General features: G+C 61.9%; 17 protein-coding genes. 11 read left to right on the top strand and 6 right to left on the bottom strand.

What is annotated here, in order from left to right; translation table 11 throughout:
* Positions 1-53 precede the first annotated feature (53 nt).
* Genes ABVN19_RS11890 through ABVN19_RS11880 form a run of 3 tightly spaced genes read left to right on the top strand, consistent with a single transcriptional unit; the run spans position 54 to position 4,232 of the window.
* Positions 54-722: an ABC transporter ATP-binding protein gene (locus ABVN19_RS11890; protein ID WP_028945983.1), complete on the top strand. Its 669-nt coding sequence runs from the start codon at positions 54-56 to the stop codon at positions 720-722.
* Complete coding sequence (locus ABVN19_RS11885) at positions 719-3,181, top strand: FtsX-like permease family protein (protein WP_105641954.1); 2,463 nt, start codon at positions 719-721, stop codon at positions 3,179-3,181. Before ABVN19_RS11890 ends, ABVN19_RS11885 begins: the two co-directional genes overlap by 4 nt.
* Positions 3,171-4,232, top strand: coding sequence for a lipocalin-like domain-containing protein (locus ABVN19_RS11880; protein WP_028945985.1), 1,062 nt, complete (start codon positions 3,171-3,173; stop codon positions 4,230-4,232). The genes ABVN19_RS11885 and ABVN19_RS11880 overlap by 11 nt, the downstream gene beginning before the upstream one ends.
* Before the next feature lie 405 nt (positions 4,233-4,637).
* Here the strand turns inward: ABVN19_RS11880 and ABVN19_RS11875 are convergent, their stop codons facing one another.
* Positions 4,638-5,663: a substrate-binding domain-containing protein gene (locus ABVN19_RS11875; RefSeq protein ID WP_028945986.1), complete on the bottom strand. Its 1,026-nt coding sequence runs from the start codon at positions 5,661-5,663 to the stop codon at positions 4,638-4,640.
* 254 nt (positions 5,664-5,917) lie between these two features.
* Between ABVN19_RS11875 and ABVN19_RS11870 the strand changes: the two genes are divergently transcribed.
* The 5 genes from ABVN19_RS11870 (at position 5,918) to ABVN19_RS11850 (ending at position 11,310) form a co-directional block, all read left to right on the top strand.
* On the top strand, positions 5,918-7,267 hold the full coding sequence (locus tag ABVN19_RS11870; RefSeq protein ID WP_105641955.1) for a uracil-xanthine permease family protein: 1,350 nt from the start codon (positions 5,918-5,920) through the stop codon (positions 7,265-7,267).
* 21 nt (positions 7,268-7,288) lie between these two features.
* Positions 7,289-8,686: an amidohydrolase family protein gene (locus ABVN19_RS11865; RefSeq protein ID WP_028945988.1), complete on the top strand. Its 1,398-nt coding sequence runs from the start codon at positions 7,289-7,291 to the stop codon at positions 8,684-8,686.
* Between the two features lie 21 nt (positions 8,687-8,707).
* Positions 8,708-9,421, top strand: coding sequence for a sulfite exporter TauE/SafE family protein (locus ABVN19_RS11860; protein ID WP_028945989.1), 714 nt, complete (start codon positions 8,708-8,710; stop codon positions 9,419-9,421).
* Positions 9,422-9,468: 47 nt separating this feature from the next.
* Positions 9,469-10,725 (top strand): OprD family porin, encoded by a 1,257-nt coding sequence (locus ABVN19_RS11855; protein WP_028945990.1) that lies wholly within the window; start codon positions 9,469-9,471, stop codon positions 10,723-10,725.
* Between the two features lie 153 nt (positions 10,726-10,878).
* The gene (locus tag ABVN19_RS11850; RefSeq protein WP_028945991.1) at positions 10,879-11,310 is read left to right on the top strand and encodes a glycine zipper domain-containing protein; all 432 of its coding nucleotides are present in this window, start codon (positions 10,879-10,881) and stop codon (positions 11,308-11,310) included.
* Positions 11,311-11,335: 25 nt separating this feature from the next.
* On the opposite strand, the gene ABVN19_RS11845 is transcribed toward ABVN19_RS11850, so the two are convergent.
* The 4 genes from ABVN19_RS11845 to ABVN19_RS11830 form a co-directional block, all read right to left on the bottom strand.
* Positions 11,336-11,842: an N-acetyltransferase gene (locus ABVN19_RS11845; protein WP_028945992.1), complete on the bottom strand. Its 507-nt coding sequence runs from the start codon at positions 11,840-11,842 to the stop codon at positions 11,336-11,338.
* Complete coding sequence (locus ABVN19_RS11840; protein ID WP_028945993.1) at positions 11,839-12,213, bottom strand: hypothetical protein; 375 nt, start codon at positions 12,211-12,213, stop codon at positions 11,839-11,841. Before ABVN19_RS11840 ends, ABVN19_RS11845 begins: the two co-directional genes overlap by 4 nt.
* Before the next feature lie 378 nt (positions 12,214-12,591).
* Complete coding sequence (locus ABVN19_RS11835; RefSeq protein WP_105641956.1) at positions 12,592-12,933, bottom strand: DUF3077 domain-containing protein; 342 nt, start codon at positions 12,931-12,933, stop codon at positions 12,592-12,594.
* 510 nt (positions 12,934-13,443) lie between these two features.
* On the bottom strand, positions 13,444-13,887 hold the full coding sequence (locus ABVN19_RS11830) for a GNAT family N-acetyltransferase (RefSeq protein WP_105641957.1): 444 nt from the start codon (positions 13,885-13,887) through the stop codon (positions 13,444-13,446).
* A 291-nt stretch (positions 13,888-14,178) separates the two neighbouring features.
* On the opposite strand from ABVN19_RS11830, the gene ABVN19_RS11825 reads away from it, so the two are divergent.
* The 3 genes from ABVN19_RS11825 (at position 14,179) to ABVN19_RS11815 (ending at position 18,218) form a co-directional block, all read left to right on the top strand.
* Positions 14,179-14,700: a sigma-70 family RNA polymerase sigma factor gene (locus ABVN19_RS11825; RefSeq protein WP_105642058.1), complete on the top strand. Its 522-nt coding sequence runs from the start codon at positions 14,179-14,181 to the stop codon at positions 14,698-14,700.
* Positions 14,701-14,708: 8 nt separating this feature from the next.
* Positions 14,709-15,629 (top strand): FecR domain-containing protein, encoded by a 921-nt coding sequence (locus ABVN19_RS11820; protein WP_158259229.1) that lies wholly within the window; start codon positions 14,709-14,711, stop codon positions 15,627-15,629.
* An 84-nt stretch (positions 15,630-15,713) separates the two neighbouring features.
* On the top strand, positions 15,714-18,218 hold the full coding sequence (locus ABVN19_RS11815; protein ID WP_105641959.1) for a TonB-dependent receptor: 2,505 nt from the start codon (positions 15,714-15,716) through the stop codon (positions 18,216-18,218).
* A 275-nt stretch (positions 18,219-18,493) separates the two neighbouring features.
* On the opposite strand, the gene ABVN19_RS11810 is transcribed toward ABVN19_RS11815, so the two are convergent.
* Positions 18,494-19,510 (bottom strand): hypothetical protein, encoded by a 1,017-nt coding sequence (locus ABVN19_RS11810; protein ID WP_105641960.1) that lies wholly within the window; start codon positions 19,508-19,510, stop codon positions 18,494-18,496.
* Positions 19,511-19,657 lie beyond the last annotated feature (147 nt).

The raw sequence follows: 19,657 nt of genomic DNA, 5'->3' as shown, positions 1-19,657 counted from the left end.
TTGGCTGGCTTGGCAACTACGCTGTGAAGCACACCGGGTAAGGGTCGCCGTAGATGCTGGTCATCGAACAATTGCGCAAGTCATACACCACCGCCCAGGGCCTGCTGCCAGTATTGCAGGGCGTCGACCTGTACCTGGCACGCGGTAGCAGCCTGGCGCTGATGGGCGAGTCGGGCAGTGGCAAAAGCACGTTGCTGCACCTGGTGGCGGGCCTTGATCGGGCTGATAGCGGGCGCATCCTGATCGACGATCAACCCCTCGACAATCGCTCGGAACCGGCGCTCGCGCGCTGGCGCCGGGAGGGCATAGGGCTGGTGTTCCAGCAGTACAACTTGATCAGCAGCCTGGATGTGGGCGCCAACCTTGCGTTTCAGGCACGCCTGGCCGGCCGGCATGATCCGCCGTGGGTGGCGTACCTCGCGGGGCGCCTGGGCCTCTTGGACGTGCTGCAGCGTTATCCGGAGCAACTGTCAGGCGGCCAGCAACAGCGGGTTGCGATCGGTCGCGCATTGGCCGGGCGCCCCGCGCTTTTATTGGCCGACGAGCCCACCGGCAGCCTTGATGAGGCCAGCAGCGATGCGGTGTTGAGCCTGATGTTGCAACTGGTCGGCGAGGTGGGCAGCAGCCTGTTGATGGTGACCCACAGTCACCGCCTGGCGGCGCACCTGCAGCAGCGCTGTGTCCTGCAGGCCGGTCGCGTGCAACCCGAGCCACGCCGGTGAGCACCTTGCTGATTGCCCTGCAGGCGTTGCTGAGCCACTGGCGGCGCCATCGCCTGCAGTGTTTCAGCATCCTGACCGGGCTGTGGCTGGCCACGGCACTGTGGACTGGCGTCCAGGCGCTGAACAGCCAGGCACGCAATGACTATGCCCGCGCCAGTGCAGTGATGGCGGGGCCGCTGCACGCGCAACTGGTGCCGCGTGACGGTGAGCGGTTCGACCAATCGCTCTACCTGCAGCTGCGCCAGCTGGGCTGGCAGGCTTCGCCGGTACTGGAGGGCCGCTTGCGCTTCGCCGGCGAGCAGCCACGCAGTGTTCGCGTGCTGGGTATCGAGCCACTGAGCCTGCCACCGGCAACGGCTGTTGCCGGCGCGCACCCGGAGGACTTCGACCTGCAGGCGTTCGTCGGTACACCGGGGCAGGCCTGGATCGGTCCGGACACCCTGCAGCAACTGGGCATGAGCGCCACCGATCACGCGGTCAGCAGTGAAGGGCTGAGGTTGCCGCCCTTTGTCCTCATGCCAGACTTGGCGCCGGGCGTGATCGTGGTGGATATCGGCCATGCCCAGGTGTTGTTGCAGGCGCCCGGGCAGTTGTCGCGGTTGCTGCTGGCGGGGCCGCCAGGGCCATTGCCCGCGTCCCTTGCCGCGCGCCTTGAGCTGCAACCCCCCGGCGACGACGGCGGCCTGCAGCGGCTGACCGACAGCTTTCACCTCAACCTCACCGCCCTGGGCCTGTTGGCCTTCGTCGTCGGGTTGTTTATCGCCCATGCCGCCATTGGCCTGGCCCTAGAGCAGCGGCGCGGGCTGATCCGCACGCTTCGCGCCTGTGGCGTCAGTTTGCCCATCGTGCTGGCCGGGCTGGCGCTGGAATTGGGGGTATTCGCCGTGTTGGGCGGTCTGCTCGGCGCGGCCAGCGGCTATGCGCTGGCCGCGATGTTGCTGCCCGACGTTGCAGCCAGCCTGCGAGGTTTGTATGGCGCCCAGGTCGCGGGGCAGTTGAGTTTGCCGGCCTGGTGGTGGTTGGCGGGGGTGCTCGTGAGTGTGCTGGGGGCGCTGCTGGCCGGCATCGGCAGCGTGCTGCGCGCCGCCCGTTTGCCGCTGCTGGCCCTGGCGCAACCCCAGGCATGGCGCCTGGCACAAGGCCCCTGGCTGAAGCGCCAGGCGTTGGCGTCGGGGCTTTTGCTGCTGGTGGTGCTTGGTTGTTGGCAACTGGGCAATAGCCTGGCCAGCGCCTTTGTCCTGCTGGCAGCACTGTTGCTGGCGTCGGCGCTGTTGTTGCCTGCCGTGCTCGACGCTGCGCTGGCCTGGCTGGCGCGTATTTGCCAGCGGCCTTTGAGCCAGTGGTTCATCGCCGACAGCCGCCAGCAACTGCCGGCGCTGAACCTGGCGCTGATGGCCTTGCTGCTCGCGCTGGCCGCCAGTGTGGGCGTGGGTAGCATGACCGAAGGCTTTCGCAAGACCTTCATCGGCTGGCTTGACCAACGACTGTCCGCCGACCTCTACATCACACCCAGGGACACCGCCCAGGCCCTCGACGTACGTGACTGGCTCGAACAGCAACCGCAGGTCAGCGCTGTGCTGCCAAGCTGGCGGGTCGAGCTGCGCTTGCAGCAGTGGCCGGTGCAGGTCCAGGGCATCATCGCCCACCCCGGCTATCGCACGCGCTGGCCGTTGCTGGAACAAAGCCCGGACGCCTGGGCGCAACTGGCCAGCGGTCGGGCGCTGATGCTCAGCGAACAGTTGGCCCGGCGACTGGGTGTGACGGTGGGCGACGCTCTTGAACTGCCTGCAGGTTCTGCACCGGCCATGACTGTGGTCGGGGTATACGCCGACTATGGCAACCCCAAGGGGCATGTGCTGGTCAATGCCGATTGGCTGCGCCGACACTGGCCACGCGCAAACTTGAGCGGCCTGAGCCTGGACCTCGCGCCCGAGCACCTCTCGGCGCTCAAAGCAGCGTTGCAGCAGCGCTTTGCCCTGGGCGACAGCCGCGTGGTCGAGCAGTCGCGCTTGAAGCGCTGGTCGACAGGCGTCTTCAACCGCACCTTTGCCGCCACTGCCGCGCTCAACAGCCTCACGCTCGGGGTTGCCGGCGTCGCCTTGTTCATCAGCCTGCTGACCCTGGGCCAAAGTCGCCTGGGCCAACTGGCGCCGCTCTGGGCGCTGGGCGTGCAGCGCACGCAACTGGTGTGGTTGACCCTGGGCCAGACCTTGATGCTCAGCACCCTCACCGTGCTGCTGGCGATCCCCTTGGGGTTGCTGCTGGCCTGGTGCCTGGTGGCCGTGGTGAATGTTCAGGCGTTTGGCTGGCGTTTGCCGCTGTACGTGTTTCCCGGCCAGTTGTTACAGCTGGGGTTGCTCGGCGTGTTCACCAGCCTGTTGGCCAGCGCCTGGCCGTTGTGGCAGCTGATGCGATGCCAGCCGGGCGCGTTGTTGAGGCAATTTGCCGATGAAGCGTGAAGCGTGGGCGGTGATGTTCCTGCTGCTGTGCGGGTGTGACCAGCCTGCGCCCGCGCCCAAGGGCTATGCCGGGCTGGGGCAGGACGCCGGTGCATTCAAACAGGTGATCCGTGACCATGCACTGGTCTTTCCCCGTGACCACGGTGCCCACGACGGTTTTCGCATCGAGTGGTGGTACATCACCGCCAACCTCGAGGATGCGCAAGGGCAGGCGTGGGGGGCGCAGTGGACCTTGTTTCGCTCGGCCCTGCGCCCCGGGCCGGAGGCTGCCGGCTGGACCAGCCCGAACCTGTGGATGGGGCATGCGGCACTGACCGGGCCGGGAGGGCATCAGTCCGCTGAAACCCTTGCCCGGGGTGGCATTGGCCAGGCAGGTGTGGAGGTTCGGCCATTTCGGGCGTGGATCAACGATTGGTCGTTGCAGGGCGCCGATGACCTCGGGCAGTTGCAAATGCATGCACGCGGTCAGGGTTTTGCCTACCGCCTGGACCTGGTCAGTAGGGGCCCGCTGGTGCTGCATGGCGTCAAGGGCTACAGCGAAAAGTCCGGCAAAGGGCAAGCCTCGTACTACTACAGCCAGCCGTTTTTCCGGGTCACTGGCGAGGTGGAGCGTGAAGGTCGGCATGTCGCGGTTACCGGCCGTGCCTGGCTGGACCGCGAGTGGAGCAGTCAACCCCTGGCGGCCGGGCAATCCGGGTGGGACTGGTTTTCCCTGCACCTGGACAGCGGTGCCAAGCTGATGCTGTTCCAGGTGCGTGAACAACAGGGCCAGCCTTACCGCGCAGGCACGTGGATCACTACCGAGGGGCAGGCGCAGGCACTGCAAGGCGAGCAGGTCCAGCTTGAGGCGCTGACCTGGACGCTGCAGGAAAACGGCAAGCAGGTGCCAACGCGCTGGCGGGTAAGGGTGCCCGGGCGGGGTGTGGATGTAGAGGTCGAGGCGTTGGAGCCCAGGGCCTGGATGCACACCCGCTTTGCATACTGGGAGGGGCCGGTGCGATTGAAGGGAAGCGAGGGGGGCAGTGGTTACCTGGAGATGACCGGGTATTAGGGGGGGCTCCGTGGTTGCGTCGTTGCAACTACGACTGCTGCGCAGCCGATCGCAGCCTCGTACCTCGGCAGCGGCTACGGCAAACCGCTGTAGCCGCTGGCGCCAGCCTGCGCTCGAGCGCGCAGCGGTCGTGTCTTCGGGACCATTGCGCCCACCTGACGACTGCTGTGCAGTCGATCGCAGCCTCGTGCCTCGGCAGCGGCTACGGCAAACCGCTGTAGCCGCTGGCGCCAGCCTGCGCTCGAGCGCGCAGCGGTCGTGTCTTCGGGACCATTGCGCCCACCTGACGACTGCTGTGCAGTCGATCGCAGCCTCGTACCTCGGCAGCGGCTACGGCAAACCGCTGTAGCCGCTGGCGCCAGCCTGCGATCGAGCGCGCAGCGGTCATGACACGCTGGCTGGCGGCTATGTTTTCAAACTGGATTCGCGTGCGACCAGGGTCGCCAGGGGCGCATCGATGCGTTGGCGTTGTCCAGTATCGTTGATCTGTTCAAAAAGCAACTCGATGGCCAGTGCCGCCACTTCTTCAAGGTGCATGTTCAATGCCGTCAACGGTGGGGCGCATTCCCGGGCGCGCAATCCGTCATAGCGCGTCACCACTTTCATATCCTCGGGAACCTTGAGTCCCCGCTCCTGCAATGCCCTCACCGCGCCTGTTGCAAAGGCATCGACCGGAACACACAGGCCGTCCATGTCGGGATGCTCGTCCAGCAGTTGCAGGCACGCTGCAGCGCCAGCCATTTCACCGCCCCCTTCGTCCGCCCGAACGATCGCCGGGGCCAGCTGGTTGGCCTCGCAATAGGCCCGGTAGGCAGCCTCCATGTCCAGGTACGAGTGGCGAGATTGAACCCCGATCAGCAGGCCCACGCGCTTGGCGCCTTGCTCGCGCAAGTGCTCCAGCAGCAGCCTGCCAGCGATTTCACCGTGCATGTCGATATACGGCAAGGCGGCTTGCGCTTCAGGTTGGCGACCGATGGACACCAGCTTCACACCGCGTTTGCGCAAGCGTGCTACATGCGGGTCATTGGCGATTGGCTCGATGATCACGGCACCGTCGATATCGAGGGTGTCGAGCAGGGTCTGTGCTTCATCCATGGGCGGAACCAGCACCAGGGCTACGCCCCGGCGCAACGCCGCCTCTGTCGCCGTGGCGGCAATTTCCATCATAAAACCCAGGCGGGACGATCCACCTGCGACCGCAAAGGGCATGGAGGAGAGCAGGGCAATGGCGTTGGCGCGCCCTGTGCGCAGTCGTTGGGCGCGCAGGTTGGGGCTGTAGCCAAGGCGCTCAGCGACTTCCTTCACCAATGCTCGTGTCGCAGGGTCGACTTGTCCGCGGTCGTTCAGCGCATGGGAAACAGTGGTGCGCGACACCCCGGCAGCATTGGCGACATCGGCAATGGTGAGGCGGCGAGAGGGGCTGTTGGGCATAGATAAGTTGGCTCTTTAAGCGATGAGCGGAGTTATACGCTGCCTGGAGGCTACCAGCTACTCGCACTCAGGGGGCAGATCGACCACGTTGACAGGTTGCAGGAACAGGAATACATTCTGCCCAAATCGATTTGGGCTTAATAAAAAATCGATTTGGGTGAGGAAATGTCTGCACATTCCCACCAAGGCTACATCCAGATCCAAATAACAATAATTTCAATGGGCCACGTGGCTGGCCCAGGTCGAGGTGGGATATGCCGGATAACGCAAACAACCCTGTTTCACCCGTGGACGAGCGCTTGCCGTGGCGCCAGCTACTGATTTTTGGTGCCCAGCATGTACTGGTGATGGCTGCATCACCCATTGCATCGGTGTTTCTGATGGCCACGGCGCTGGGCTTTACCAGCGAGCTGACGCTGCAGTTGCTCAGCGCCACCTTCCTGGTCTGTGGCCTGGGCACGCTCTTGCAGTCGTTGGGTCTGCGCGGCTGCGGGGCACGCTTGCCCTTCATCATGCTGCCAGGGGGCGCCCCGATCATGCTGTTCATCTTGATCGCCCAGCAAAATGGCGTGGCCACTGCCTCGGGGGCGGTGATACTGACGGGCGTGTTCTACTTTCTGGTGCTACCGGTCTTTCGGCGGCTGTTGCGGTTTTTTCCCTCGGTGGTGGTGGGCACCATGCTCTTGCTGGTGGCAGTCAACCTGGTCAAGCTGTCCGGCCAGTTGATTGTCGGCCAGCCCGGTAGCGCCCATTTCGCCGCGCCCCAGCAATTGCTACTGGCATTTTTCACCATTGCCATCACGGTGCTGTGCGCACGCCTGTTGCGCGGTACGCTGGGCCAGTTGTCGATCTTGCTTGGGTTGGTGGGCGGCAGCTTGCTGGCGGTGGCCATTGGCGCATTCGATAGCACCGGCTTCAGTGTGTACCCGTTGTTGAGCCTGCCTACTTTCATGCCCTTCGGCGTGCCGCACTTCGATGTGTTCGCCTCGATTCCCCTGATGTTGTTCTGCCTGGTCTCCATGGTGGAGGCTACCGGCCAGACCGTGGCCATCAGCGAGGCAGTCGACAAACCCCTGGATGTCAACCGGGATGTGGTACGCACCATCCGAGGGGACGCGCTGACGTCGATTCTCGGTGGGTTCATGGGCACTTCGCTGATTATCACCAGCGGGGAAAACATCGGCGTTATCCGCGCCACACACGTTCGCTCACGTTATGTCACGGCCGTTTCCGGTGTGCTGCTACTGCTGTTTGCATTGCTTGCGCCGTTGTCCCGCCTGATCGAGGGCGTACCGGAAGCGGTGGTTGGCGGTACCAGCCTGATTGTGTTCGCCATTGTCGGCACCATGGGCATCGACATGCTGCGAAAGGTGGATTTGCGCAACCACGGCAACATGTACGTGGTGTCGATTGCCTTGGCAGTCGGGTTGCTGCCGATTCTCGTTCCCGGCGTCTACAGCCAGTTCCCCAGCGGTGTTGCCGGCCTGCTCGGCAATGGCGTGGCCATGGGCGCCCTCACGGCGGCGGTCATGAACTTCGTGTTCCATTGCGTTGGTCGCCAGCCCACCCCGGTTGACGCCAAGCCCACGCTGATCAACTCCTGACTCGCACATTAAGGCTTCTATATGAATTGCACTGTTTCCGATCACCTGGCGATTTCGCCTGAACACCTTGTCGCGCCGAATCAGCTGCTGGCACCCGAGTGGTTGATGCTGCCCGAAGGGCCTCGTCGCGACCACGCTGTGCTGGTGCATGACGGCCACTTCGTCGATGTCGGCCCTTTGCAGCTATTACAAACTCGCTACCCAGGCCATGCGGTGCTCCGCCTTGAAAACCAGCTGTTGATGCCCGGTTTCATCGACACCCACCACCACCTCAGTCAGAGTTTTGGCAAAGGCCTGGTGTTTGGCGAACCGTCGGAGATTTTTCGCCGCGTGTGGATTCCTTTGGAAGGCTCGCTCGATACCGAGCTGCTGTATCTAACCAGCAAGCTGGCGGCATTCGAGTCGCTGCGCGGTGGGTTCACCACGGTGTGCGATGCCGGAACGCGTTCAAAGGAAGGTGTCGAAGCGATTGCCCAAGCGGTCCATGAGGTTGGCATACGCTGTGTGCTGGCCAAAACCTGCAACGACCTTGAAGGGGCGCGCGTGCTTGATGCGCGCCAGGTCCTCGCCATGGGCGAACAGCACTTGTCGCAATGGGACAACGATGCGTTGATCACGCCCTCCCTGGCGATCCCGATCCCGGAGATTGCCACCGACAACACCCTGGGCGCTGTGTACCACTTGTGCCATGAGGCGGGAAGAGTGTTCCAGAGTCACGTCAACGAGCATCTGGTGGCGGTCGAGCGCTCGCTGGAGCGTTATGGGGTTCGACCGCTGGAACATCTGCACCGGGCTGGCGCGCTTGGCCCCGGAGCACTGCTTGCCCACGCCACGCTGCTGACCTCGAACGAAATCTGCCTGTTGCGCGATAGCGGCGCTGCCGTGAGCTACAACCCGGTAGCGAGTGCCTGGAAGGGCAATGCCGTGGCCCAGGCGCACTTGATGCATTGTCTGGGCATTCCCCTCGGCCTCGGAACCGACGGCACTCGCGGCGACGGCTTTCGCCTGCTCGATTACGCCGAGGCCGCTCAGCGCTTTGCCCACGGCTTGCCGGTAGGCGACTCGGTGTGTGGTGGTGGCCAGCTGTGGCTCGACATGGGTACCCAGCACGCTGCCGGTGTGCTCGGGCTAGGCGAGGTGACCGGCAGGATTGCGCCGGGCAAGGCTGCGGATTTCTTGCTGGTGGACCTGGCAGTGCCGGAGTTGCTGCCATCCTGGAACCTGACCTGGGACTTGGTGCGGCTGGCCAATCGGGACCAGATCCAGGCCGTGGTAGTCCAGGGCAAGGTGTGCTTGTGGCAAGGCTGGCCCACGGACTGGGATGCACGCTCTTTGATGCGTCAAGTGGATGCGCTGGCCAGGAGCGTCGTCGACCAGGCCCCGATCCATAAAGTGCACCCCTTGCCGACTGTGGCTTAATCGACCAGGAACGAGTGAACGATGAATCTACCCTTCGACCCCCTGTACATCATTGCTGTCGCCGTCGCGTGCGGTGCGCTCATCCAGGGCACAACGGGAATGGGTTTCGCATTGATCGTGGCGCCGGTAATGGGATTGCTGGCGCCTGAGTCCTTGCCCATCAGCCTGTTGATACTGATGTTGCCACTCAATGCCGTGGTGGCCTGGCGCGAGCGTGGTGCTATCGATTTCAGGGGCAGTTCGTGGATTACCCTGGGACGCTTTGCCGGCACGTTTGGCGGCGTCTGGATACTGCTCTGGTTGCCGCTCTCGCAACTCAATCTGTTGATCGGGTTGTCAACCATAGCGGCGTGCCTGGCTACCTGGATGGCACCGTCTTTCGTGCCCGGACGCCGGGCGCTGATCTCGACCGGGGTGATCACCGGCATCACCGAAACCGCTACCGGGGTGGGCGGCCCGCCGCTGGCCCTGGTGTATCAGCACTCGCCCGTCGCCACATTGAGAGGGTCTGTCGCCTTGTGCTTTCTGGTGGGTGAAGTGATCTCGCTGGTGGTCCTGGCCTTGGGTGGGCATTTGCACGCCGAGCAGGTCTCACCGGTGCTGGCCCTGTGCGTTCCGCTCGCTCTGGGTGTGGCCGCCAGTTACTGGGCCCGAGACCTGGTGAACGAGACGCGCCTGCGCCGTTTCGTGCTGGTCTTCGCCTTCGTCTCCGGGGCGCTCTTGCTGGTGCAATAAGCAACAAACCATCGCATTCCACAAAAAGTACAACAAAGGAATTCGCTATGTCCGTCTTGAAAACTCCCACTGCCTGGGCGGCACTGCTGTGCGCGTCTGCCGGGCCGGTTATTGCTCAAGCAGGTGTCATCGACGACAGCAAGGCAACGCTGACGTTGCGCAACTATTACTTCGACCGTGACTACAGTGACGCGGATGCTCCGCAAAGCCAGCGTCAGGAATGGGCCCAGGGGTTCATCTTCAAAGCCACTTCGGGTTACACCCCAGGGGTTGTCGGAGCAGGCCTGGATGTTCTGGGCCTGGTGGGCGTCAAGCTCGACAGCAGCCCGGACCGTACCGGCACCGAACTGCTGCCCTATGACCACGACGATGGCCGCGCACCCGGCAGTTATGGCCGACTGGGCCTGACTGCCAAGCTTCGCCTGTCTCGCAGCGAACTGCGCCTGGGTGAGCTGTTGCCAGACATCCCCGTTTTGCGCTTCAACGACGGTCGGTTGCTGCCCCAGACCTTTCAAGGCGCCATGTTCACCTCGAGAGAGTTCGAGCACCTCACGCTGCATGCCGGTCGGATTCATTCCTTCAGCCCGCGCAGTGCTGCCGATAGCGAAGATCTCTACCCGTCAATGGGTGGCCGCACCGTTGCAACCGCAACCTCCGACCGTTTCACCTATGCCGGCGGCGAGTACAGCCTGGGCAAGGATTCAGCACTGGGTCTTTGGACGGCAGAGCTGCAGAACGTCTATCACCAGGACTACTACAGCATCACCCATTACCAACCCGTGGGCGGCTGGACCGTCGGCGGTGTGCTGGGGGCATTCGATACCCGCGACACGGGGCGCTCGGTCGCGGGAACGTTGGATAACCAGGCGGCGTCTTTGCTGCTCTCGGCCGCGCATGGCGGCCATCGGTTCTACCTGGGCCTGCAGCGCATGTACGGGGAGGATGGTTGGGTCACGATCGACCGCTCGCTGGGCAGCACGATGGCAAACGACCTGTTCGCCAATACCTTCGTCTCCGCTCAGGAGCGGTCGTGGCAACTGCGCTACGACTACAACTTTGCCGCCCTTGGCATACCGGGATTGACGATGTTGATGCGCTATGCGCACGGCGACCACATCCACACTGCCGAGACATCGAACGGACGCGAGTGGGAGCGTGACCTGGGGCTGACCTATACCTTTCAGCTTCGCCAGTTCCAGGGGCTTAGCGTTCGCTGGATCAACGCAGAAGTGGGTCGTGATTTTGGCGTGAATGATTTCACTGAAAATCGCCTGATCGTCAGTGTGCCGATCGAGCTTTTCTAGCGTTGCTGCACGGCATTTCGTCAAATGGAGCGATGGATGGTCGAGTTAGTCACCCATCCATTGACCTGCATTCATGAACAGCCGGATCTGCATTGACCCGGTTGTTTTGCATCCAACAGACTTAATCCTTCGATGAATCTGGAGGTAAGTACGATGCGTAGAACATTCCCCTTGTTTGCAGTCATCCTGCTGGCATCGCCTTATTCCATCGCGTCGGAAGGCACCACCACCGCTATAGGCGGCGGTGTCGGCGGGGCGTTGGGTAGTGTGGTGGGGCAGGCGGTCGGCGGCAGTACCGGTGCCGCCATCGGAGCCGGGTTGGGCGGTGCTGCCGGAGGCGCCATGACGGCCAAGGACGGCAAGAAAACCGAAACAGCCCTGGGTGGCGGCCTCGGTGCCGCGGGCGGGCAGGTGATTGGTAACAGCGTAGGCGGTTCGACCGGCGGCGCCATCGGTGCTGGCCTGGGCGGTGCGGCGGGCAGTGCGGTGGGTAACAACCTGGCCGATGACAACGATCACCACCACAACAACGATCACCACAACGGCCATTCCAAGCACAAGCATAAACACAAGCATCACGACTGAAGCAGCAGCACCCGGCGCTACTCGTTCACTCGGTGGCTTCAAAGGCCTCGTGGTACTTCACCGCCGCTGTCGGCACATCGCTGCCAAACGACAGCGCCTGGAAGTACTCGGGTGGAACCCCCGCCAGTTCGAGGCCAGGGTGGGCATGAAAGCCGAAGCGACCGTAATAGCCAGGGTCGCCCAATACCACGCAGCCGGCACCGCCGAGTTGCTGTAGCTGCACCAGCGCAGCCTTCATCAACGCCGAACCGATGCCTTGCCCCTGGTGATCCGGCCATACGCTGATAGGCCCAAGGCCGTGCCACCCGGTTTCTCCAGTGCTGAGCGCGACGGGGGAAAGGGCAACGTGGCCGATGATCGCGTCATTGTCCACGGCCACCAGCGACACGCTGAGCTGGCCGGCGCGTCGCAGTGCATCGACGATAAAGTGTTCGGTGTGGCTTGAATGCACCTGAGTGCGGAATGCGGCTTCGGTCAGGCGGCTGATGGTGTCGATGTCCTCGGCCTGTTCAGTGCGGATGATCATGTTCATGCGCAGGCCTGGGCAAGTTCGGTGTAGCTCGACTCCCCACCGCCGGTCGCACCCGACAACCAGCCCCAGACAAAGCGCAGTGTGGTCCGGCCCTGGTGATCGACAGCCACCGTGCCACGCGACCAGCCGGCAAGCATCTCTCCCTCCGTTGTCAGGCATTGAAACAGCAGTTCAATGGAGTCGGCGCCTGTCACGCGGCCGATTTGAGTGCCCCTGCGGATCCGGCCGCCCTGGTAGGTACCGGAAATGGCATCGCCCTCGACCTGATAATGAAACACGGTGCCTGCGCCGGACAATCCGCTGGCGTTGTCCGCTACCGCGAATCGGCGATTGTTCAAGCGCTCACTGATTGTGGAGAAGGGTATTTCCATGAATAGCGCATCCTGTGGTAATCAGAGATTCCAGCGCGTGATCGTTGCAGGCTGGACAAAGATCCACCTGCCAATGGCGGAACAAGCAGTCATCACACCATAGCTGCCCCGCGCTCCGCTACTGGTCGTTGTCTGCCTGTCGCAGGAAGCAATCAACAGCATTGCACTGATCGCCTGCAAAGCTGGTTACGGATGGCGAGCCGAGCCGGTGTAGCCGCTGGCACCAGCCTGCGATCGGCCGCGCAGCGGTCGTGGTTCAAATCACCGCCGTGCCAAAACTGCTGCGCCGGGCTGAACTCGCTCCCGTTCGCCACCTTGCTGCGCCAATGCGCAGCGTGCGAAGGGCCGCATCGGCGGCCCCTGTTCAACCCGCAGTCACTACTTCACTGCAGCTTGAATGGCTTCAGCCGAGCGCTGCAGAACCGTTGACGTCGCCGCCCGTGCTTCTACTTCATCCAGCAACGCCTCGATCAGCGCCAGGCTCATTTCCAGCGTGTGCTGCGAACCCCAGAGCAGGTTACGGACCTCGGGGTCGGCCAGTTCACAGGCCTGGGCGTTGGTCTGGTAGGCGCTCTTGATGAGGATGGAGGCGTGGATCAGGGCATCTTCGGACGAGACACCGGCACGTACAGCGAACAGAGGTTCGTGGCTGCCGTTGCAGGAGCCGAAGGTGGTGGCGGTTTGCGTGGTGAGGGGAGGGTCAGGAACGGGTTTTGTCATTGTGGAGCTCCTTGATTGATGGAGCCGCCACGAACCGTGACCAAACGATGGGTGGCGACTGTACGCAGGTTGGTCAACCGGGAATCAAGGAACCCGGCGCGCACGAGTGCGCCCCACGCACAGCCGCCATAACACGAAACAGCAGACACAAAAAAAGCGCCAGCTGAATCGGATGGGGCGCTTGTGCGCCTTGATTTCTCGCAGGTGACCAAACCCGGTCGCTGGATTTACAACGACAGGGGGAGGGTAGCGGGGTCGGGGGTAGTATTCAAGAGCCAGCTGAATGTGTGTCAGGTAGCGGAGCGGTGCTTGCTACGCGTGCCTGCCCCTGGAACAAGCCAACTACCAGTCAGTAGGAGCGGGCTTGCCTCGCGATGCGAGGTATCGGTGTGATTGCTGTCGCGGAGCGAGCCCGCTCTAGAGGGCTGTAAAATACGGCCGCTATCGACCCATAGCGGACGTTCGCGAAGGTCAGCGAACAGCCAGAATTCCGCGCACACCAGAGCGCGTTTATAGGCAACGTTCGTATATCAGATAGCCATTCGCACCAGTACTGATGCACAAAAAACCCGCATTCTCGTACATCACCCTTGCAGGATTGTCAGGCCGTACACTTAACCGTAACTGAGTGAAACCCTGACATGCGGCATCGAACATATATGCCTCCAGCAGCTTTGTTCCAACGCCACTGCGACGAAAGCCTGGGGCTACGTGGAGGGTGCAAAGCTCTGCGTAGTTGCCATCGGGAATCCACAATGAGTAACCTGCGAAAGCATCCACGATGACAGCGATTTTCAGATGGTCGAGGTTCTCTGTCCATCGCGTCAAATGGCGCTCAAGGTCACTACGCCATGAAGCTTCATGCGCAGGCTCCCAAGTAAGGATATAGCTCTCCTCACCGCGATAAATGGCCGGTAGATCGGTCACGCAGGCTTGTCTTACTTGTAACGCCATTCCATCAGTCCCTGATTGTTCCTTTCATCCCATCCACGTCTCGTACCGCCGCCAACGTTGGATCGAAATGCCCGATCACCACTGACAGCATTCGAGCCATTGCGAACGTTCTGCCGCCTATGCAAGGTGAATTAGTAATCTCTATGCGCTGAGGGCGAACATTTGCGTGCACAAAAGGATGCTGAGCGGGTAGTTGATCAGCCCCTTGAGAGTACCCCCTAGAATCTCGTACCATTGCGAATGATTAACATCTGCATGCAATTTTGATTATGGACGAGAGGAGTCACCGTGTTGCCTTCACCTGCTTTCGCACCTGAAACACGTGACCGCATCGCTGGTCTTTACCGTGATCATCATCTCTGGCTGCTGACCTGGCTGCAACGTCGGCATCACTTCGGTGACCAGGCCTCGGACGTCGCACAAGACACTTTCTTGCATGCGATTCTGCGCCCGCAGCAGATTGCCGGGTTGCGACAACCGAGGGCCTGGTTGAGCAGCGTAGCGAGAGGGCTGTTGATTGACCGCTACCGCCGGCAAAAGTTGGAGGCAGCCTATCTAAGGGCGCTGGCGCAATTGCCTGAGGCCGAAGCGCCCTCTGCCGAGAGGCAACTGATGCTGCTAGAGACGCTGATGCAGATCGACGCTTCGCTGGACGGCCTGGCACCGAAGGTACGTATGGCGTTTCTACTGTCGCGCTTGGAGGGGCTCAGCTACCAGGAGATCGCAGCCCGCCAGGGGGTCAGCCTGAGCAGTGTAGAGAAGTACATGTCCAAGGCCATCCGTCACTGCTACCAACTCTCACTCGAACCATGACAGACAAGGTGCTCGATCAAGCCATCGACTGGCTGGTGAAGCTCGAGTCCTCACAATACGCACCGAGCGTGAGTGCCGCGTGCATGGCTTGGCGCCAGGCAGATCCAAGGCATGAGGCGCACTGGCAAGCCTTGCAGGAGGCTCAAGCCTGGTTCTCGCATGCGCGTGAGCTACCGCCCGGTGTCGCAATCGATACACTTGGCAACCAGGGACGCCGCACGGCGATCAAGACGCTTGGCTTGGGCCTTCTTGGCCTGGGCATGGCGGGTGGTGTCGTGCAGCAATCGCCTTGGCGCACCAGTTTCGCCGACTACAGCACCAGCACCGGCGAGCGGCGCCGCTTTGCACTGGCCGACGGCAGTACTGTGCAACTCGACAGCAGGAGTGCTGTGGATGTAAGGCTCGACTCGCGAGGTCGCCAGATCGCACTGCGAGAAGGACAGGCGTACGTACAAACGGCCGTTGACGCTTTGCAGCGTCCACTATGCGTAGCTACGGCGCAAGGGCGCTACGAGACCACCAACGCGACATTCAATATTTGCCAGGAAAACGGCTTCACGCGGTTAACCGTCGACAAGGGCGAAGTTGCCGTTCTGTTTCCAGGCCAAGCGTCAGCACAGGCGCAAGCCGGGCAGCAATGGCGCATCGACAGGGCCGGCCCCCAGCTTGTTGAGCGGCCGACATTCGAAGGCTCTGCCTGGGTTCGTGGCGTGTTGATCACCCGGGACATGCTCCTGCCAGAACTTGTCGAGCAATTGGCGCGCCAACGTGCAGGCTGGGTGGGTTGCGACCCGGCCGTGGCCGGGCTGAAGATCTCTGGCGTATTTCAGCTCGACGATACCGACAATGCCCTGCGCACCTTGACCCACACGCTGCCTGTGCGCCTGGTCTGGCGTACGTCGCTGTGGGTACGCATCGTTCCCGCCTGAAAAAAACTGCCGAGTTGTTTACGGGATTTCGCCGGCTCCTTCGACAAGAAGAAAAAGCCCGCATTTTTCAGGAGCCACAACTCGATGGATTTGCTATTCCGTTATCGTCCTGCCTTGCTTGCTCAGGCCATCCTCATTGGCACGATGTCGAGCCTCTGCCAAACGGCTCAGGCGCAGCAACCTGCACAGCGCTATGATTTGCCCGCAGCACCGCTGGCCCAGGCGTTGAATCGCTTTGCCGAGCAATCCGGCATCAGTTTGCCTTACACCCCAGGCATGGTCGAAGGCAAACAGGCAAAAGCAGTCAACGGCGAGATGCCTGCCGACATCGCGCTTCACCTGCTGCTGGAGGGCACTGGCTTGACGGCCACGCAGGCCGTGGATGGCAGCTGGTCTTTGCAACCGCTGACAAATGACGGCGGATCTGCATTGGAGCTGGGTAGTACCCTCATCGAAGGCCAGGGCATGGGCATGATGACCGAGAATACCGGCTCGTACACCACCGAGAAGGTCAGTATCGGCTCCAAGACCCCGACAAGCCTGCGGCAGACACCGCAGTCGGTGTCGGTGATCACCAAGCAAGTCATTGAAGAACAGCGTATGACCGATCTTGCCGATGCCATGAAGATTACCCCCGGCATCACGGTGAAGAACAACAACTTCCGCCTTTCGGATTTTTACTCGCGCGGCTTCAAGGTAGAGAACATCCAGATTGACGGTGCTGCACCGATGGCCTTGGGTACTACGTCGGGCAGCTTCTACTCGAACAAGAACTACGACATGGTCGAGTTCGACCACGTAGAAGTACTGCGTGGTTCGTCCGCCCTGTTCGGTGGCACCGGTGATCCGGGTGGCATGATCAACCTGGTGCGCAAACGCCCTATGGACACCTACCAGCTCAAGGTCGACCTGTCGGCCGGCAGCTGGGACAACTACCGTACCCAGTTCGACGTCACTGGCCCGTTGGGTTTCGACGGCAAGCTGCGTGGTCGCCTGGTAGCCGCCTACACCGACCGCCAGTATATGCTCGACGACCGCGCCACTGAAAAGCCGATCGTCTACGGTATTCTGGAGGCCGACATCACGCCAGACACCATGCTGACTGTCGGTGGCCGCTCCGAGCGCATTCACGAAACCGGTTCCGGTACTGGCTTGCCGCGCTATGCCACCGGCGCCGACCTGGGTCTGTCGCGCAACACCAGCCTGACCGAGAGCTGGGCCTATCTGGATGGCCGCTCACAGGAGGTGTTCGCCAAGGTCGACCACACGTTCAATGACGACTGGAAAGCCAACGTCACCTACACCCAGACCCTGGACTCCGGCTTCGGCAAGAGTGCGTTCAACTTCGGTTCAGTCAACCCGGTCACTCTCGATGGTCCGGCCTGGAGCGGCAACGTCAACCAGTACCGCAGCGACCAGAAGCTTTGGGATGCCAACATCGCCGGTAAATTCCAGGCATTCGACCTGCATCATGAGTTCCTCATGGGCGTCGACTATCAGAAAATTACCAGCCAGTGGGAAGGCACCATGCAGTCGGCCGGTTCCGGTGGCGGCATTGACGTGTTCGACCCAAGCTCCACGCCGTGGCCGATGCCGGCGACTAACAAAGACTTCTACCGCGACTACAGCCCTAACACCCAGACCCAGTATGGCCTGTACTCCACCCTGCGCCTTCAACTGGCCGAGCCGTTGCACTTGATCGTCGGTGCCCGGGCCCAGCGCTACAAGTTCGAGCAGCTGTACCGCGCGCGCAGCAACGGTGTGTGGAGCGTACAGTCCGACATCGACACCCGCGAGCCCACCAAGCTGGTGCCCTACGGTGGCCTGGTCTACGACCTGAACGACGAGTGGTCGACCTACGTCAGCTATTCCGAGATCTACAAGCCGCAGCAGAACAAGCTGCAAGGTCCACTGCCAGGCAGCTCGATCGAAGCGATGAAGGGCAAGACCTACGAAACCGGGATCAAGGGCGAGCTGTTCAATGGTGCGGTGAATGCTTCGTTTGCGCTGTACTACACCAAGCGTAACAACGAGGCGGTGGTCGACCCGAACTACACGCTCACCAACGTGCTGTTCGGTGGCAACTGTTGTTACCTGACCCAAGGAGAAGTGGTCAGCAAGGGTATCGACATGGAACTGACCGGCGAGATTCTGCCGGACTGGAATGTGCTGGCCGGCTACACCTACAACAACAATCGCAACCGCCAGGACAACACTGCGTTCAGCAGCATTACGCCTAAGCACCAGTTCAAACTGTGGAGCACCTACCAGTTGCCCGGCCAGTTCCACGACTTCAAGGTCGGTGGTGGCGCGATCGTGCAGAGCGCGAATCTGGTCAGCGGTACCGCCAGTGTGATCGACAGCGCCGGTAATGTGCTGCGCAACGAAGCCTACGACTACCGTCAGGGCGGTTACGCGGTGTGGAACGCGCTCGTCGAGTACAAGATTGACGATCACTGGACCTTGGCCTACAACGCCAACAACATCTTCGACAAGACCTACTACGCAACGTTAGGTTCTTCGGCGTCGGGTAACTGGTATGGCGAAAAGCGCAATCACATGCTGACCCTCCGTGGCACATTCTGGTAAGTGGTAACCGATCATCAAGAGTGGGGGTAAGATTTCCGCCCCCCACTGGCCGCTTTGGGTCGAACGCAGTCACTGACGAATGGCCGCTTTCGACCCTTTGCGGCCGTTCGTGGATGACCTGAACCGGCCAATACCAGCCAGTCGCATGCTTACATGACTGGCTAGAGCAGAACCTCGCTAGAAAGCGCAGCGGATTCGGATGCTGACGGACAGCAATAACCATCCGGCTGGGCAAGGTACAGAAGGGCACTTAAGCCGTCGCCTACCCCCTCACCTCAGTAGAGATGGCGCAGGTCATGCTTGACCACCGCATCGACCAATAGGCTGGTGGCCTTGCCCAACAGGCCCGTACCGTTCATGTGCTCGGACAGCATCTTGGAAAAGGCTGGAATCTGCCTTTCGTCCAGGTGTGTTGCGCGATCCCATAAGCCCGCGGCCAGCAGATCTGGGCAGTGCTGGAAGCGATAGCGCTCGACGTTCACGACGGTAGCGACCCGAGGTGGCTTGCCGTTGATTGCCAGTGGGGCGAGCAAGTTCGAGTCGTTGTTCAACCAGGCACGCCCGGCCACGGATAGAACCGTGTCGGCGCCGGGCTGAAGGAAGGACAGGCGCAAGGCGCCATCGACGAGGATATTGCTCAGGCTGCAGGCAACCTTGTTGCCGGGGCGTTCCGGTACCAGCAGAGTGTGGCGATCCAGTACCTGGACGAAACCAGCCGGGTCACCTCGTGGCGACATCTCGGTGCCGTCGGCCTGGCGCTGCGTGAGCATCAGCAGGTAGGGCGAGGCGGCGATAAAGGCCTGCGCTGGCTCGGACAAGGCCTGCCCTGTGTCAGCTAAAAAGGGCGTGGAGTACTCTCTGGCCCGCCAGAAATCGGCGCGTACCTTGGCTCGCGAACAGTGCAGGAACAGCGCCTCGGCGCGAAACTCCAACAGCTTTCCGGCCCGCAGAGAGCCCCGGCCATTGGCGCGCAGGCTGAACCCCACGCCGGGCAGGATGAAATACAGACTGCAGGCCATTTCCTCTATCGGCTGCTGTGAGATCGCTTTGTCTGCCGGCCAGGGCAGCAGGATGTCCTGGCCCTCGGCCCGTAACACTGGATGGTGGCGCAAATCGAGGTACTCGATATCTAACCGCGGGTCGGCGAAGCCGACGGCGCAAACCGTCGCTTGGCGAATCATCAGCAGGCAGTGCTCATCCAACCTGCGCTGCAGGCGTTTGTGCATCATCGCCGGTGGTGGCGGAATCAGTGCGCGCAAGGCGCTTAACGATTCGATTCTGTGCTCGGGCATAGCAGGTCTTCCTGTGCCATGGTCGTGTCGTCGATGCTAGGCGGTCCGATGACGGCTGGCCATGGCTCTGCGGTTCAACCTGCATGGCTTTTGGTTGCAACCTGCACTTGCACGGCCGACGGCTGGTCGCCGCTCTGCACCGTGCGT

The sequence above is a fragment of the Pseudomonas vranovensis genome (assembly GCF_040438935.1).
Lineage (GTDB): Bacteria > Pseudomonadota > Gammaproteobacteria > Pseudomonadales > Pseudomonadaceae > Aquipseudomonas > Aquipseudomonas vranovensis.
This window is presented reverse-complemented; position numbering and strand designations above follow the sequence as displayed.

Bases quoted from the DNA above. Each gene is read 5' to 3' on its own strand.
- ABVN19_RS11890 (WP_028945983.1), top strand. From the start codon at position 54: ATGCTGGTCATCGAACAATTGCGCAAGTCATACACCACCGCCCAGGGC.
- ABVN19_RS11880 (WP_028945985.1), top strand. From the start codon at position 3,171: ATGAAGCGTGAAGCGTGGGCGGTGATGTTCCTGCTGCTGTGCGGGTGT.
- ABVN19_RS11875 (WP_028945986.1), bottom strand. From the start codon at position 5,663: ATGCCCAACAGCCCCTCTCGCCGCCTCACCATTGCCGATGTCGCCAAT.
- ABVN19_RS11870 (WP_105641955.1), top strand. From the start codon at position 5,918: ATGCCGGATAACGCAAACAACCCTGTTTCACCCGTGGACGAGCGCTTG.
- ABVN19_RS11865 (WP_028945988.1), top strand. From the start codon at position 7,289: ATGAATTGCACTGTTTCCGATCACCTGGCGATTTCGCCTGAACACCTT.
- ABVN19_RS11860 (WP_028945989.1), top strand. From the start codon at position 8,708: ATGAATCTACCCTTCGACCCCCTGTACATCATTGCTGTCGCCGTCGCG.
- ABVN19_RS11855 (WP_028945990.1), top strand. From the start codon at position 9,469: ATGTCCGTCTTGAAAACTCCCACTGCCTGGGCGGCACTGCTGTGCGCG.
- ABVN19_RS11850 (WP_028945991.1), top strand. From the start codon at position 10,879: ATGCGTAGAACATTCCCCTTGTTTGCAGTCATCCTGCTGGCATCGCCT.
- ABVN19_RS11845 (WP_028945992.1), bottom strand. From the start codon at position 11,842: ATGAACATGATCATCCGCACTGAACAGGCCGAGGACATCGACACCATC.
- ABVN19_RS11840 (WP_028945993.1), bottom strand. From the start codon at position 12,213: ATGGAAATACCCTTCTCCACAATCAGTGAGCGCTTGAACAATCGCCGA.
- ABVN19_RS11835 (WP_105641956.1), bottom strand. From the start codon at position 12,933: ATGACAAAACCCGTTCCTGACCCTCCCCTCACCACGCAAACCGCCACC.
- ABVN19_RS11830 (WP_105641957.1), bottom strand. From the start codon at position 13,887: ATGGCGTTACAAGTAAGACAAGCCTGCGTGACCGATCTACCGGCCATT.
- ABVN19_RS11815 (WP_105641959.1), top strand. From the start codon at position 15,714: ATGGATTTGCTATTCCGTTATCGTCCTGCCTTGCTTGCTCAGGCCATC.
- ABVN19_RS11810 (WP_105641960.1), bottom strand. From the start codon at position 19,510: ATGCCCGAGCACAGAATCGAATCGTTAAGCGCCTTGCGCGCACTGATT.